Source organism: Colwellia sp. F1, assembly GCF_056238625.1.
Map to the genome: position 1 here is coordinate 333,959 of NZ_JBWDLI010000001.1, position 13,141 is coordinate 347,099.

Sequence of the window (13,141 nt, forward strand, 5' to 3'; positions counted from 1 at the left end):
TAAATATAAAGCGCACCGGTAAAAACTGATCAATATTAACCATGGCATTTAACTAACCTTGAGTCAAAAAATGAAAAATAAACCTTTATTCTGCTTTGTCCTTCTCTTACTCACCAGTTGTAGTAATCCTCTTATTTCCACTAACCTTGATCAAGAAAATTTTAGTGAATACTTTGCTGTAGCCCATGTTGATATTTACAAAAGTGAGCAAGACTTTAATGCGGGCTATCAGTTTCTTGGCGTGGTTGAAGGCCAAGACTGCCAAGTTAAAGCACATCATGCTGCGCCAGATGCAATCAATGCCCGAACACAAGCAAGACGGCAAGCCTATGCTAAAAAAGCCAATGCTGTAGTATTTTCAAAGTGCGCACTGTTACCACAGGCACAATTAGCGCAATTAAATAACAGCAATGATGCACAACAATGCCATGCAGTCATTATTTGTTACGCGAAAGCCTACGCCGTTGAAACTAAGCCGAGTAAACATGACTAACGCTAAAGTAAATACCCCCAACGTGCATGCAAACAACCAAGGTACAACTGCGCCCTATACCAATAATAACGTAAATTTACAGCCTATTGGTATTGTTGATTCGCCATACAAAGAAAAATTTGCTATACCACGTCAACCTGGTTTGGTAAGTGCCGCTAAGGGCACTATCAGGCTATTAAACGACGTTAATACCCGAGAAAGCGTTAGAGGGCTTGAGCAATTTAGCCATATTTGGCTGTTATTTATATTTCACGATACTCACGCCCAAGGCTGGCAACCCTTAGTGAAGCCGCCACGTTTGGGTGGTAATAAGAAAATGGGCGTACTAGCAACCAGATCCACCTTTAGACCTAACCCTATTGGTATGTCTGTCGTTAAATTAGATAAAATAGACTGGGTTGAACAAACGATAAAGTTGCACATCTCTGGGATGGATTTATTAGATCAAACGCCTGTTATTGATATAAAACCTTATATCCCTTATTCAGACGTCATACCTGATGCAAATGCTGGCTTTGCACAAACCCCACCGCCCGCTGAACTCATCGTAACGTTTTCAGCGCAGGCAAAACAAGTCATAAACAAGTTAAAACTTGAATCCCCTGCGTTAGTACATTTACCAATTGTGATTGAGCAAATATTAGCGCAAGATCCTCGCCCAGCTTATAAAAAAAACAAACCCGATACAAAAGTTTATGGTATGCACCTGTATAACCTTAATATTCAGTGGCAAATGCTAAATCTAGAGACGATAGAAGTCATACAAGTTTGCACCCTGCCCTAAGCAAAAGCACGGTGGCACACAATATTTTTATAGTTTTTTAACCAGTAACAAGGTAACGCCTTTTGTACATAATTGTGCGTCTGTGCTTCAGCTTAGCAATGGGCTACTATTAGTATTGTTTAATGAAACCATTACTGTTACTTTAGCGCTCCTTTTTGCTTCGTCCTGATGTTTTTTATGGTTTTTGATAGAAAAAATAAACATACACTTTTTGGTATCGCGGCAATATTATTGTGGAGCTGTCTGGTCGCCTTAGTAAGAGATATAACGGAGATCTTTAGCCCTATTGGCGGTGCAGCGCTGATGTATTCAGTCAGTGCTATCTTTCTACTATTGGTGATGGGGCTACCAAAACTTAAAAATTTTTCACCACGCTACCTTATTATTGGCACTCTATTATTTGTATCTTACGAAATTTGCCTTGCTTTAGCTTTAGGTATGGCAACTAGTCGCCAGCAAGCAATGGAAATGGCGGTAATTAACTATTTATGGCCAGCACTGACAATATTACTTACGGTTATTGTAGCGCGAAAGCCAGTTAGTTTTTGGCTTTACCCTAGTGTATTAATTGCTTTTATTGGTGTTGCTTGGTGCATTACAGGTGATAACCAGGTATCTGTTACGGTATTGGTGCGTAATTTTTTAAATAACCCTATCAGCTATTTAATGGCTTTTTCCGCCGCTTTTATTTGGGCGATTTACTGTATAATCACCCAAAAAAAAAGCGAAGGAAGAGATGCTATTACCCTCTTTTTTTCCGCTACGGCGATAGGTCTATGGGTGTTATACGCCTTTAGCAATGAAGCAGCGTTAGCATTTTCCTATAACTCGGTTGTAACGCTTTTACTGGCGGGTATTGTTGTAGGAAGTGGCTATGCTTTATGGAACAAGGCAATCATAGGAGGTGACCTTATATTGTTGGGCACCATATCTTATTTCACGCCGGTATTTTCTACTATAGTTTCATCTATTTACTTGTCAATAACTTTAAGCACTTCTTTTTGGCAAGGCGTTTTTATGGTAACTCTTGGTTCGCTGATCTGCTATTGGGTTACTCGAGATTAGCTGCAACAACATAACACTAATAGCCATTTCATTCAGTTGTTGAGTTTGTTGTGCGTAGGAAAGCTATTTCAGGGCACAGGTTATTTGCTCCAGACATCACCTAAGTACCTACATCCTTGTAAGCAAGGCGCTTGATTGAGCAATAGCTAGCGAGTGTGGTTGAGAGTAGCGACGCCATGGTCGTATTTAAACCAGCACAAGTGGGCAATAACTTAGTCAAATTGGTATAAGTTAACCAGCCTATAATTCAAGAACAAAAAAGCCCTGCCTCTATAAGAGGCAAGGCTTGAGTTTAGTTGTTTATATAGCCTTTATTTTTCAGGAATTAACTCTTTTTTATCTTCAAATGAAATAACGAGTTTATCTTTTTTAACACCTACTTTAGCAACCCCCCCTTTGGTTAATTCACCAAAAAGTAATTCATTCGCCAGTTCTTTTTTCAGTTTCTCTTGAATTAAACGTGCCATTGGACGTGCGCCCATACTTTTATCGTAGCCATGTTCAGCGAACCATTTTTTAGCTTCTCGCGTTAACTCTAAAGAGACTCCTTTATCATCAAGTTTAACCTGCAATTCAACAATAAATTTATCAACAACTTGTTGAATAACTTCAGTACTGAGATGATTAAACCACACTATATTATCAAGACGATTTCTAAACTCAGGTGAAAAAACTTTATTGATCTCACTCATGGCATCTAGGCTGTGATCTTGCTGTTTAAAACCAATCGATTGACGTACTGTTTCTTGTACACCAGCATTTGTTGTTAATACTAATATAATATTTCTAAAGTCGGCTTTACGGCCATTATTATCGGTTAATGTGCCGTGGTCCATAACCTGCAATAAAATATTGTAGACATCTTCATGGGCTTTTTCTATTTCATCAAGCAATACAACGGCGTGTGGGTGTTTTATAACTTCATCGGTTAATAACCCACCTTGTTCATAACCAACATAACCTGGAGGAGCACCAATTAAACGGCTGACGGCGTGTTTTTCCATATACTCTGACATGTCAAAACGTAAAAGCTCAACCCCAAGTATTTTAGCAAGTTGCTTGGTAACTTCAGTTTTACCGACACCCGTGGGGCCTGCAAATAAGAATGAGCCAACAGGTTTTTCATCTTCCCCTAACCCCGCACGTGATAAACGAATAACCGACGATAACTCTTCAATTGCCTGATCTTGGCCAAACACAACTAATTTCAAATTGCGATCGAGCATTTTAAGACTGTCTTTTTCCGTCGACGACACCGATTTTTCTGGAATTCTGGCCATTTTTGCCACAATATTTTCAATATCAGTATTACTGATAGTTTTCTTCCGTTTAGATGGCGCTACCAGTTGTTGTCTAGCACCAGCCTCATCAATAACATCTATGGCTTTATCAGGTAAAAAACGCTCATTGATATATTTCGCTGACAATTGTGCTGCAGCGCGCAAGGCTGCGTTGGTATACCGAATACCATGGTGCAATTCGTACTTCTCTTTTAAGCCTTGTAATATTTTAGTGGTATCTTCAATGCTTGGCTCGATAATATCAATTTTTTGAAAGCGTCTGGCTAAAGCACGATCTTTCTCAAAAACACTTTGATATTCTTGATAGGTTGTAGAGCCCATACAGCGCAGCTTGCCTGCTGAAAGCAACGGTTTAAGTAAGTTAGAAGCGTCTAGCATCCCGCCAGATGCAGCTCCTGCACCAATGATGGTGTGAATTTCATCAATAAATAGTATGGCATTTTCATCTGTTTCTAACTCTTTTAATAACGCTTTAAAACGTTTTTCAAAATCCCCCCGGTATTTTGTACCGGCAAGTAAAGCGCCCATATCTAGCGAGTATATGGTGGCATTACTTAAAAACTCAGGTACGGCTTCATTAACGATTAAATTCGCTAGGCCTTCTGCAATCGCTGTTTTCCCTACGCCTGCTTCACCAACAAATAAAGGGTTGTTTTTACGGCGACGGCTTAACACTTGTAAAGCTCTTTCAAGTTCACTATCACGGCCTACTAAAGGATCTATATTCCCTTTTAGCGCTTCTTCATTGAGGTTAACTGAAAAATTTTCAATGGTGCGTGGCTCTTCTGCGACTTGTTCAGCATCTTCAATAGGTGAGTTATGCATGTCGCTGTCTATTTTAGCAATGCCGTGCGAAATATAATTAACAATATCTAAACGGCTAATATCAGCCTTTTTTAAGATATAAGCCGCTTGCGATTCTTGCTCACTAAAGATGGCAACCAACACATTTGCGCCATTGACTTCATTTTTACCTGAAGATTGAACATGAAAAACAGCGCGCTGTAGCACCCGCTGAAACCCTAGCGTTGGCTGCGTATCTCTGTCTTCTTCCTCAGCAGGAATAATGGGGGTAGTTTCTTGGATGAACTCAAGCAAATGCGTGCGTATTTTAAGTAAGTCTGCCCCGCAAGCGCCTAGCACTTCAGTTGCTGATGGGTTATCTAATAAAGCCAATAAAAGGTGTTCAACGGTCATAAATTCATGACGAGATTCTTTGGCTTGACGAAAAGCTAGGTTAAGGGAAATTTCTAAATCTTTATTCAGCATAGGTACTCCAATTTAATTCCTTGCGAACTTCTTTCTTCTCTAAAAATGATAACTTTTTGGGAAAATAAGGTTGCATTAAGCTTTTTCTAAAACACACATTAATGGATGATTATTATTAAGTGCATAACGGGCTACATGGTCCACCTTTGTTTCGGCAATATCGGCAGTAAATGTACCGCAAAGCCCTTTACCTTCATAATGCACAGTTAACATGATATCTGTTGCTTGTTCTGTGTTTTTATGAAAAAACTTACACAGGACATCGACAACAAAATCCATCGGCGTGTAATCATCATTCAGTAAAAAAACATGGTATTTAGGTGGTTCTTCTATTTCATCTTTAATTTCTTCTTCAACAAATTCATGGCTGTCGATTAACTCTTTCCAATTACTCATATCTTTATCTTAGTCTCTGCTGATATTTTTTGCTGTAAATTTTTTGTAAATAAATAGTTACTTTTTAGCATATTTCACTTGACTATTCTTATTATTTATCTACGATTCAATAAGCGACTATTTTTTAGCCGCGTATCTTATTATGTTTATGCTTCATTATACCTTATTTTTAAGCGGCTAAGGTCAATTTTAAAATGGGTGTGTTGCATGACATATAACATTAAAGGATATAGAAGGAAGTAGCAGTATGGCTCACGGTACAGTTAAATGGTTTAATAATGCAAAAGGTTTTGGTTTTATTCGTCCTGATAATGGTGGTGAAGATATTTTTGCTCACTACTCAACCATTGAGATGGACGGTTACCGCACCCTTAAAGCTGGCCAAGATGTTAACTACGAACTTAGTGATGGCCCTAAAGGCCAACATGCGGCAAGTATAAAACCCACCGATGAAGAATTAGATTAATAAAAACGCTCTGGTGTCATTTTCTACAATGTAAATTCTACTTACGTTGTAGAAAATTTATTTTACATAAAAGAGATTGATAGAGTATCAGTATTGCTCCTTAAGGATAGCTGTGCTCTTTAGTCTAGTTCTTCTATTGCTATACCAATTAAATATAAGCCTTCACACTCTTCTTCAACACGAACAACTTTACCACTTATATCCAGTGCCTGAATCTGTTCAGAAGCCGAATCTAATTTCACTTTAAGGTGGGTAGACATCGCTATTGGGTGCTCTACTTCAATGGCCATTCCTGTAGCACTTAAGTCACGACAAGTTGCTTTTATTTGGCTATTCGTTTCATCGTCAATAATGGTAACAACCACTTCAGTATTTAACATCATACGATAAAAATTACGCTTATCATCAAAATTTATCATGTTTACCTCAATGTAATAGAACTTAAAAAATCAATAGTTATGCCAAGCTTGCTTAGCAATTGATACAAGCCCTGCTTAATTCGCTAATAGGGTTAGTTATTTATACTGAGCTTGAGCCTGTGTGTCAAATAACTGGGGTAAGCATTTTAAGTGAACTGTTTTAAATGGTTGATAATTCTTTTTAAAGAAATGGGTTGTGCTGTCCCTAAGTTTTGCGCGAACAGTGATATTCTTAGCTCTTCGATCATCCATTTCGTTACTAAAATATCTTGTGCTATCGGTTTATCTTTGCGTTGTTGAGCTAACACATTGGCATATAAATCAGCCGCTTTGTTCACTTCAATTAACTTTAACCTATCTTGGTTAGGGTCTATGGGCAGTTTTTCTAAACGGCGCAAAATCCCCTTTAAATAACGGGTGATATCATCTAATTTATCAAAGCCTGATGTGCTAACAAAACCTTTAAAAACTAATTGTTCACTTTGTTGCTTAATATCACTATGAGATTGAATAACGTTTAGGGCAACATTGCCTTTGAGTTTTTTAGCTATGTCATGTCTTAAGCTTAAGGTTTTTTCAACTTTAATCGCCGCAGTTAATACGCAGTCTGAAATTTCAGCACGGACATATTCCCGCATTAATTCAAACGCGTGATCAGTTCGAGGCAAGTACCTCATACCATTGTTGTCCATATACCTTTTCACTAAATAAGCACATGCCCCTTGAATACAGTCTTGCAATAAGTCGGTAATTGAGCCAAAAGGGTTAAAATATAAACCTAGTTTGGCCTTGTTTGGCATTTTTTCTTGTAAATATTTTAATGGCGATGGGATGGTGAGTAATATAAGGCGGCTAATCCCATTTAGCATCGCCTGCTCGGCATGTTCTTCTTGTTCAAATAACTCAATGGCGACACTATTGGTATGATCCACTAAAGCAGGAAAGGCTTTAATTGTCATATTAGCTACTTTTTTTTCATAGCCTTTAGGAAGTGTGCCAAAATCCCATTGGGTCAATTGAGTTCGCTCTATACCCTTTTCTGCCACTTGTTTAATCGAGGCTTTTACTTTACCTTGTAGCTGCGCTTTAAGCTGATTAAGATCTCGTCCCTGTTTTAGTAATTGCCCTTTCTCGTTAACTATTTGAAAGTTCATGGTTAAATGTGTTGGTATTTCTATGGTTTGCCAAACATCCTCTGGCAGCCTTACACCCGTCATACGCAAGAGCTGTTTTGCTAGTGCATCAACCAAAGGCTGTGGTTTTTTGCTGTCATAAACCATATTTTCTAAACAGGCTTTGGCGTAATTTGGCGCCGGAACAAAGTTACGACGTAACGCTTTGGGTAACCCTTTAATTAATGCCACAACTAGGTCGTAGCGTAGTGCAGGGATAAGCCAGTCAAACCCTTCTGCTTGGCACTGGTTTAATAAGGCAACCGGAATTATCACACTAATACCATCATCAATATCGCCGGGGCTAAAATGATACTTTAGTGATAGCGTAAGATTATCTTGCTGCCATGTGTCAGGGTATTCTCTTGCGGACACCTCATCTGACGACTTATTAAGTAAAAAATCTTTAGTAAAGTTAAGTAGTTTATCGTTTTGTTTTTTAGTTTTTTTCCACCAAGCTAAAAAGCTTCGCTGACATATCACTGTTGCAGGCAGTTTACTGGCATAAAAGTCGACCAGTTGTTGTTCTTCAATCAAGAAGTCTTTACGTCGAGCCTTTTGTTCGAGTGCTTCAATGCTAGCAATTAAGGCTTGGTTTTGCTGTAAAAATTTTTCTTTTATAACGCTGTCACCATTAACGAGCGCTTCACGAATGAATATTTCTCTACAGGTAACGGGTTCAATGGTATTAAAGTTAATTTTTCTTTTGCTAACAATAGGTAAGCCATAAAGGCTAACCTGTTCAAAGGCCATAACAGCGCCTTGTTTTTTCTCCCAATGCGGTTCGCTGTAACTCCGTTTTAATAGGTGCTCTGCTAGTGGTTCAATCCAGCTTGGGTCAATACGTGCATTCATTCGAGCAAACAAACGACTGGTTTCCACTAATTCAGCCGACATTAACCATTTGGGCGGTTTTTTCGACAAGGCTGAACCTGGGAAAACAAAAAACTTACTGCCCCTAGCGCCTTTAAATTCTCTATTTTCATCTTGTTGCCCTAAGTGGCTAAGCAAGCCTGACAGTAACGCTTGATGAACTGTTATTAAACTACTCGGTAATGCTTGCTCTTTTTTATTGGTGGCTTTGTCTTGAGCTGTTTCGTTCAGAGAAAACTGATAGTCAACCGAGGTGAAAGCTATTTTTTGTTCTTTTAGGGTGAGCTTAAGCTGGCTAAAAATGTCTTGCCATTCGCGTAAGCGTATATAAGATAAATACTCTCGTTGACATAGTTTTCTAAAATGGTTTTGTGACAAGGCCTTCTTCTGACCGTGAATATACTGCCATAAGTTAAGTAAGCTGATAAAGTCTGAGTTTTTGTCTTTAAAACGGTTGTGTTTTTCGTCTGCTGCTTGTTGTTTCTCGTGGGGTCTTTCTCGTGGGTCTTGAATACTTAAAGCACTAACAATGATCAACACTTGTTCTACACAACCTAAGTCAATGGCTGTTAGTACCATTTTTGCTAGGCGTGGGTCAATGGGGAACTTAGACAACAAGCGCCCTGATTTGGTGAGTTGTGTCGCCGATCTTTTCGCACTTTTAGTTGTTTTTGTGCGTTTAGCTTTACTGTCTATCGCTGCTAATTCTTCTAGTAGCTTCACACCGTCATTAATATTGCGGTTATCGGGCGCTTCAACAAAGGGAAAGTCTTCTATTTCGCCTAGGTCTAATGCCAACATTTGTAAAATAACGGTAGCTAAATTAGTTCGCAGAATTTCAGGGTCGGTAAATTCAGGCCTGCTTAAGTAGTCATCTTCACTGTATAATCGTATACAAACCCCTGATGATACACGGCCACAACGGCCTGAGCGCTGATTCGCACTTGCCTGTGAAATAGGCTCTATGGGTAAACGCTGCACTTTAGTACGATAACTATAGCGTGAAATACGAGCCGTACCTGGATCTATCACGTACTTTATACCCGGTACCGTTAAACTGGTTTCTGCAACGTTAGTCGCTAAAACAATGTTACGACCAGCGTGCGGTTTAAAAATAAGGTTTTGTTCACTGACGGTTAACCGTGCATAGAGTGGTAATATCTGTGTATGAGGTAAATTCGCTTTGTGGAGCGCAGCGGCAGTATCACGAATTTCACGCTCACCATTTAAGAAAATTAAAATATCACCTAAGCTGTCTGCACAAGGCTGTGAGAGTTCTTCGATGGCCGTTAAAATACCGCTAATGACATCATTTTCATCATTACGGCCTTCATTTACACTACCCTCTTCGTTTGTGTCATGACTTGCTGCACTGTTGGTGTCATTTAATGGTCTATAGCGTATTTCTACTGGATAAGTTCTGCCGGACACTTCAATTATTGGCGCTGCTTTACCATTTTTATCAGCAAAATGATTTGCAAAACGCTGTGGGTCAATGGTGGCAGAGGTTACAATAACTTTGAGATCTGGTCGTTTAATTAATATTTCTCGTAGGTAACCTAAAATGAAGTCAATATTTAAGCTGCGCTCGTGGGCTTCATCAATGATAATGGTGTCATACTGGCGTAGCAGCCGATCTTTTTGCATTTCGGCTAATAAAATACCATCTGTCATTAACTTGATATAACTGTGTTCGCTTACTTGGTCATTAAAGCGAACTTTATAGCCAACTTGTTCACCGAGCTTGGTATTAAGCTCTTCAGCGATTCGGTTAGCAACAGTTCTAGCGGCGATACGCCGAGGTTGAGTGTGCCCGATTAAACCGTCAACACCACGCCCTAATGCCAGACAAATTTTAGGGATTTGTGTGGTTTTACCTGAGCCGGTTTCACCAGCAATTATAACAACTTGGTTATCACGGATGGCTTGAGATATCTGCGCAGCATTGTCACTAATGGGCAAGCCTTGCGGGTAAGTTATGGTAGGCAGGCGCTGTAGTTTTTGTTGTTTTTCAGTGATTGACTTGGCAATTAATTGTGCTGTTTTATTTAACTTTTTTTGCTGGTTTTCTTCTTTTTGTCCGTCAATAGGTATCTGAGCCATCAGTCTTTTATGCTGAATTAGCTGTTTTTTCAAGCGATAATAATCAGACTTTTTCACCTGTGCTAAACTATCAAAAAGGTGTTGGATATTCAGGGGTTCGTTCAGAGAAGTGTTTGACGACAAAATAGGCTCAACTAATAAAACAAAAGAAAGGTATGAAAGGTTATTTTATCAGTTATACCTCAATTACTTCAAGAGCAGTGAAAGCTGGGCTGGTTAACTTGTTTATTTCACAACCATTGATTGCCAAACGTACTAAAACGTTATCGTGCCTAGTCGTTACTCACTAGGACAAACCGTCATGCGTACTGTGACCATTAACCATACCCCATTACTTAATTACTGAGCTGCTCTTTTTTCACCTGACTTTAAGTTCTCGCGCAAGACTGTATCAATAGCTCGTAAAACATCGTTACGGCAAATAGTACCTAATAAGTTGTTTTTCTCGTCAACAACAGGATACACCTTAGGTTTATTAGTGATCAATAACCGCCCTAATTCAATGATACTGTCGTAAGGCTTCATCGATAAAACGTCTTTACGCATTAGATCTACAACATTAACAATATGCTCGTTGTGATACATGGTTGCTAGCATTTTATCCAGCACATCACTTTCAGATAAAAAGCCAATCAGCTTACCACTTTCATCAATAACGGGGCCGCCTATTTGTTTAGTTTTTAAAAACCGTAACGATGCTTCTTCAACGCCCATATCAGCAGTGAAAGTAACAGGATAGTGGTTCATGTATTCTTGTACTGTGAGTGAATCCATTATAAATCCTTAAACATGATTAAAAAGTGATAGATTTTTAAACTTGTGCTAACAACACGTAACTTCAAGGTGATAACAACAAGTTTTGGCGAAACACGTTATATTCGCGTGTAATTTAAGTTATCTTGTTACTTTTAATGTAGAGTGTTTTTATGCAAAACACCAGTTTTTCATCTGTTTACCGATTGTTTTCTCACCTGAGTGCTAACAATGACTGAAACTGCCTACTCAATGTTTAGCATCATCCTCCCTTTGTAATGGACGACACTAGGATAAAAATTTATTTTCTGCATATAAAGTAGCCGCTTTTAACCAAATAGGGCCAACGTTACCCTTACCTACAGGATTACCGTCAAGTTGGGTTACTGGCGCAATCTCTTTGGACGAACTTGTGATCCAAATTTCATCTGCAGCACGTGCTTCATCTAAAGTGATAGTGCGCTCTTCTATAGTGAGTGAGCCATCTTTTGCTAATATATCAATCACTAAACGACGCGTAATGCCGGGCAAAATTTGGTTGTCTTGTACAGGTGTAGCAATAATGCCATTTTTTACGATAAAAATATTAGAGGAACTAGCCTCTGTTAATTCATTTTTACTATTAAACAACAAAGCTTCTTGACAGTCTGCCTCCACACCTTCTTGAAAATGCAAAACATTACCCAGCAATGACGTTGATTTAATATGACAACGTTTCCAACGTAAATCTTCGGTGCTAGTTAACGCGTAACCTTTACCAACCGTGTCTAAACAAGGCACCTTAGGTACGGGGATTTCAAAGGCCATCGCAAAAACGGTTGGTGTAATATTGTTTGGAAAAGCATGAAAACGTTTGGTGTCTGCACCACGGCTAACATGTAAATACAGCCCTAGTGGTCCTGCGCCGTTGCGTATAGATAATTGTTGACATATTGCTAACCACTGGCTGTCATCCCAGTCTAATACAATACCTATGGCTTTTAAGCCATCATTCATGCGGTCTATGTGTGGCTGAAAACCAACCATGTTACCAAAATACGAGGGAATAACTTCATAGATACCGTCGCCAAATAAAAAGCCACGATCTAAAGGAGATATTTTGGCTTCTTCCATTGGCATATAATTGCCATTTAAAAATACTATACTCATTGTTTTGTCCTGATAATTTATTGTATTGTCTGAGAAGAACAGGCGATTAAAGCGCTTATTCTCGAAATTAAGGCAATGCCTTCGCAGGCGGGCAAACTGTCTTCTGTTAATTCATTTCTGCGGGTCACGCCGTCAAGACTGCCTAAGCTGGAAATATATTTAAGCACCTGTGCAGGACATGTTATATTTAAAAGATCTTTTTTTGACCACAGGCTTAAAAAGGCTAAAATTCCATAAACGCCCCAGTTCGACACATCACTGAGTATCAACTCGTCACAAGGAGTAACGGCAGGGACAATACTAAACGATGTGAGTAATTTTTTTACATTGCCCATACCTACCTCATTGCCACCATCGCCTATGGCGATCGTTGGGCAGTTGGCTTGTGTCATAAAAAAATCAAAACTGGCTGCGTTAGCACTAATATCTTCACCACGCATATTATGATAATAACCATTTTCTGCTCTGCCTGGGCATTCTATCGCTACAATGGCTTTAGGTTGGTAATACGCCAGTGCTTTTTTTGCTTCTGACAAACCTGCTTCTTGATTGCCAACACTGATAGTACACACATTGTAGTCATGCTCAATTGCCTTAGCCATGGGGTTACCACAAACAATTACTGGCGTAGCACCTAGTTGCTCTAAGGCTTTATATAATACAATAGCTCCCACAGGGCCGTCGGTTTCAAAGGTGTCTAATACAGGGAAACCTGTGCCTATCAGTACCGTTCCTTGAATATTTTTTAATAATGTAGCGGCGCGTAAACAATAGCCTGGCGTTACTTGTTGTTGTAAATTTTGCATGCCTCGCAAATTACGCTCCACCAACATTTGCTCTATTTGTGCACTTAATGACTCTTGTGTTGTTATTTGCATATTCACATACCAAAGTTGTC

General features: G+C 39.1%; 11 protein-coding genes. 4 read left to right on the forward strand and 7 right to left on the reverse strand.

From position 1 onward, the window contains the following. Positions 1-70: 70 nt before the first annotated feature. The 3 genes from rcsF to yddG all read left to right on the forward strand — a co-directional run bounded on the left by rcsF (position 71) and on the right by yddG (position 2,342). Positions 71-493 carry an Rcs stress response system protein RcsF gene (gene rcsF / locus AC0UA9_RS01475; RefSeq protein ID WP_475655965.1) on the forward strand — a complete coding sequence of 141 codons (423 nt, stop codon included), beginning with the start codon at positions 71-73 and terminating at the stop codon, positions 491-493. After that, a complete protein-coding gene (gene tsaA / locus AC0UA9_RS01480; RefSeq protein ID WP_475655967.1) occupies positions 486-1,277 on the forward strand; it encodes a tRNA (N6-threonylcarbamoyladenosine(37)-N6)-methyltransferase TrmO in 792 nt (263 codons plus the stop codon). The genes rcsF and tsaA overlap by 8 nt, the downstream gene beginning before the upstream one ends. Positions 1,278-1,454: 177 nt before the next feature. Beyond that, a complete protein-coding gene (gene yddG / locus AC0UA9_RS01485) occupies positions 1,455-2,342 on the forward strand; it encodes an aromatic amino acid DMT transporter YddG (protein ID WP_475655969.1) in 888 nt (295 codons plus the stop codon). Between the two features lie 311 nt (positions 2,343-2,653). Here the strand turns inward: yddG and clpA are convergent, their stop codons facing one another. Both clpA and clpS read right to left on the reverse strand, forming a co-directional pair. Next, positions 2,654-4,912 carry an ATP-dependent Clp protease ATP-binding subunit ClpA gene (clpA, locus tag AC0UA9_RS01490; RefSeq protein WP_475655971.1) on the reverse strand — a complete coding sequence of 753 codons (2,259 nt, stop codon included), beginning with the start codon at positions 4,910-4,912 and terminating at the stop codon, positions 2,654-2,656. Positions 4,913-4,987: 75 nt separating this feature from the next. Beyond that, on the reverse strand, positions 4,988-5,308 hold the full coding sequence (gene clpS / locus AC0UA9_RS01495; RefSeq protein WP_475655974.1) for an ATP-dependent Clp protease adapter ClpS: 321 nt from the start codon (positions 5,306-5,308) through the stop codon (positions 4,988-4,990). A gap of 247 nt (positions 5,309-5,555) precedes the next feature. On the opposite strand from clpS, the gene cspD reads away from it, so the two are divergent. Next, the gene (gene cspD / locus AC0UA9_RS01500; RefSeq protein WP_475655978.1) at positions 5,556-5,774 is read left to right on the forward strand and encodes a cold shock domain-containing protein CspD; all 219 of its coding nucleotides are present in this window, start codon (positions 5,556-5,558) and stop codon (positions 5,772-5,774) included. Between the two features lie 119 nt (positions 5,775-5,893). On the opposite strand, the gene AC0UA9_RS01505 is transcribed toward cspD, so the two are convergent. From AC0UA9_RS01505 to AC0UA9_RS01525, 5 genes are all read right to left on the reverse strand, one after another. Continuing rightward, positions 5,894-6,193, reverse strand: coding sequence for a PilZ domain-containing protein (locus AC0UA9_RS01505; protein ID WP_475655981.1), 300 nt, complete (start codon positions 6,191-6,193; stop codon positions 5,894-5,896). Between the two features lie 146 nt (positions 6,194-6,339). Beyond that, entirely contained in the window at positions 6,340-10,434 is a 4,095-nt protein-coding gene (gene hrpA, locus AC0UA9_RS01510) for an ATP-dependent RNA helicase HrpA (RefSeq protein ID WP_475656184.1), read from the reverse strand. 246 nt (positions 10,435-10,680) lie between these two features. Beyond that, a complete protein-coding gene (locus AC0UA9_RS01515) occupies positions 10,681-11,115 on the reverse strand; it encodes a CBS domain-containing protein (protein WP_475655984.1) in 435 nt (144 codons plus the stop codon). 267 nt (positions 11,116-11,382) lie between these two features. Continuing rightward, on the reverse strand, positions 11,383-12,243 hold the full coding sequence (locus tag AC0UA9_RS01520; RefSeq protein ID WP_475655988.1) for a D-amino acid aminotransferase: 861 nt from the start codon (positions 12,241-12,243) through the stop codon (positions 11,383-11,385). Positions 12,244-12,260: 17 nt separating this feature from the next. Next, positions 12,261-13,121, reverse strand: a complete 861-nt coding sequence (locus tag AC0UA9_RS01525) for a glutamate cyclase domain-containing protein (RefSeq protein ID WP_475655991.1) — start codon at positions 13,119-13,121, stop codon at positions 12,261-12,263. Positions 13,122-13,141 lie beyond the last annotated feature (20 nt).

Coding starts and splice junctions, on each gene's coding strand:
- yddG (WP_475655969.1), top strand. CDS start 1,455: ATGGTTTTTGATAGAAAAAATAAACATACACTTTTTGGTATCGCGGCA.
- tsaA (WP_475655967.1), top strand. CDS start 486: ATGACTAACGCTAAAGTAAATACCCCCAACGTGCATGCAAACAACCAA.
- cspD (WP_475655978.1), top strand. CDS start 5,556: ATGGCTCACGGTACAGTTAAATGGTTTAATAATGCAAAAGGTTTTGGT.
- AC0UA9_RS01525 (WP_475655991.1), bottom strand. CDS start 13,121: ATGCAAATAACAACACAAGAGTCATTAAGTGCACAAATAGAGCAAATG.
- clpA (WP_475655971.1), bottom strand. CDS start 4,912: ATGCTGAATAAAGATTTAGAAATTTCCCTTAACCTAGCTTTTCGTCAA.
- AC0UA9_RS01520 (WP_475655988.1), bottom strand. CDS start 12,243: ATGAGTATAGTATTTTTAAATGGCAATTATATGCCAATGGAAGAAGCC.
- AC0UA9_RS01515 (WP_475655984.1), bottom strand. CDS start 11,115: ATGGATTCACTCACAGTACAAGAATACATGAACCACTATCCTGTTACT.
- rcsF (WP_475655965.1), top strand. CDS start 71: ATGAAAAATAAACCTTTATTCTGCTTTGTCCTTCTCTTACTCACCAGT.
- AC0UA9_RS01505 (WP_475655981.1), bottom strand. CDS start 6,193: ATGATAAATTTTGATGATAAGCGTAATTTTTATCGTATGATGTTAAAT.
- clpS (WP_475655974.1), bottom strand. CDS start 5,308: ATGAGTAATTGGAAAGAGTTAATCGACAGCCATGAATTTGTTGAAGAA.